Here is a 2254-nt window from a genome sequence, read left to right as displayed (position 1 = left end):
CGGAGACGATGCTGACCAAAAGGTAGTCGTTGCCGACGCGAATCCACTCCTGGCCGGGGCCGGGACGGCGCAGCCCATAACGGTGCCAGTCGCGAACCGCCTGATGGCGCTTCCAGCTGGAATACTTCTGCCCATTGCGCCAATGGCTGCGCTTCACCACGACCTTCTTCTTCACGACGCGCTTCTCGACATGCCGGCCCGGCTTCTGCCAGTCGACCTGTGTGTAGGTCGACTGCGGCGGGCTCGGCTGAACGAGCGGCGCGGCCTGGCCCGAAAAGGCCGAGGCGGCCAGCATCGCGGCGGTCACGGTGGAAAGTATGAGACGCTTCATGGTCAGTGCTCCTTGGTTGTCGATAGGCAAGGAGATATTCCGGCTGGCATGAACCGAAACTGAACACTTTGGTTACAATTCCGTAATGATTTCCGGCGCTTACACAAGCAGCTTCACCAATTTACAGAAACCGGTTCAAACCCAGGCTTCGCGTCGACGCGACATTTGCCGCCCTGTCCGACCGCGATCTGCAACCAAAGCACCTTCTATCCATTTCCGACACACGCCGTCGTGTGCCGAATGTCGGCCGAATCGGGTAAAATTTATTATCCGGCTAATGTAAACTGCTTTAGTCTCGACCTTCCAAATGCTTGCGATTCGCACCTTTTTCCGCTTCCTGGCCGCCTCGTTGCGAGGCTCGGCATGAGCGGATCCGTTGTCCTTCTGCACCTTGCCGGCGCGGTGGCGCTGATGCTGTTCGCCACCCGCATGGTGAAAACCGGTGTCGAGCGCGCCTATGGCGATGTGCTGCGTCACAGGCTGCGCGCCACCATGCGCAAGCCGCTGATGGCGGTGCTGGCCGGCTGTGGCCTCGCGATCGCGCTGCAGAGTTCAACCGCCGTCACGCTGCTGGTCGGCTCCTTCGCCGGCGCCGGCATCGTGTCGGGCGCCGCCGGGCAGCTTGCCGTGCGCGGCGCCGAGATCGGCTCGGCCTTGGTCGCGAAGCTTCTTACCTTTGATCTGTCGCTCGTGGTGCCGTTGTGCCTGGTCGCAGGAACCATCATGTTCATGGCCACCGAGCGCCGCGATTGGCGTCAGACCGGCCGCATCCTTGTCGGCATCGGCCTTCTGATCCTGTCGCTGGAGATGATCGGCCAAGCTTCCGAGCCGTTGCGCGACAGCCAGCTCATGCCGGTCATCATCGACTACTTCTCCGGCGATGCGATCAGCTCCTACCTGCTGGCGGCACTGATCACCTGGCTGTTCCAGTCGAGCATCGCGGCGGTCCTGCTCATGGCCACGCTCGCCGGCCGGGGTTTGATCACTCCGGAGCTCGGCGTCGTCCTGATCCTGGGCGTCAATCTCGGTTCCTCGATCATCGCGCCGATGCTCACCCGCTCGGCAGCGGCGGAAGTCCGCATCGTGCCGATCGGCAATCTTCTGATGCGCGGGCTTGGCTCGCTCGTGATGCTGATCCTGTTCATGATTTTCAGGCCGCACTTCTCCTTCCTCGGCGCGACGGCCTCCGGCCAGATCGTCAACGCCCATATCCTGTTCAACGTGATCATCCTGCTTGCCGGGCTGCCGCTCGCCGGTCTCGTCTATCGCGCTTCGCAGAAGATCGTGGCGCTCGGTACTAAGCCCGAACCGGCGGCAGCGCTCGACGTGGTCGAACTGTCGGCGCTGAACGAGAGCGCGCTCGACACGCCAAGCCAGGCCTTGGCCAACGCCACGCGCGAGGTGGTCCGGGTCTGCGAGACGGTCGAGATCATGCTGAAGCGGATCATCGAGCTCTATGAAAGCGCCGACGCCGGCAAGATCAAGGCGCTGGCCGCGCTCGACGACCGGGTCGACCAGAAGCACGTCGCGATCAAGCTCTATCTGGCCAAGGTCACCAAGAACCCCCTGAGCGAGGACGAGGCGCTGCGCTGCCAGGAACTGATCGGCGCCTGCGTCAAGCTGGAGCAGGTCGGCGACATCATCGTGCGCAACATGCTTGTGCATGTCAGGAAGAAGCTGGAGCGCGGGCTGGAATTCACGCCCGAGGGCTGGCGCGAGCTTTGCGCTTTCCATGCCTCGGTTCTGGCCAATGCGCGGCTTGCCTTCAACGTGCTGGTCTCGCGCGACCCGGAAACCGCCCGCCAGTTGGTGCTCGAGAAGGACCTGCTGCGCGAGCGCGAGAAAGAGACCAGCGCCAGCCACTTCGTGCGGCTGCGCGACGGGACCGCGAAAAGCGTCGAGACCAGTTCGATCCATCTCGAC

The 2254-nt window shown here is 63.1% G+C and carries 2 protein-coding genes; one reads left to right on the top strand and one right to left on the bottom strand.

What is annotated here, in order from left to right; genetic code table 11:
* Positions 1–331: RcnB family protein (locus EOA32_RS36485; RefSeq protein ID WP_128374252.1), on the bottom strand; the 331-nt coding region annotated here is incomplete at its 3' end.
* A 363-nt stretch (positions 332–694) separates the two neighbouring features.
* On the opposite strand from EOA32_RS36485, the gene EOA32_RS36480 reads away from it, so the two are divergent.
* On the top strand, positions 695–2254 hold a 1560-nt coding region (locus EOA32_RS36480), incomplete at its 3' end, for a Na/Pi cotransporter family protein (RefSeq protein ID WP_145971494.1).

The organism is Mesorhizobium sp. M1A.F.Ca.ET.072.01.1.1 (genome assembly GCF_004023325.1).
Taxonomy (GTDB): domain Bacteria; phylum Pseudomonadota; class Alphaproteobacteria; order Rhizobiales; family Rhizobiaceae; genus Mesorhizobium.
Note: the sequence above shows the minus strand (reverse complement) of the source record. Positions and strands in the feature narration are given on the sequence as shown.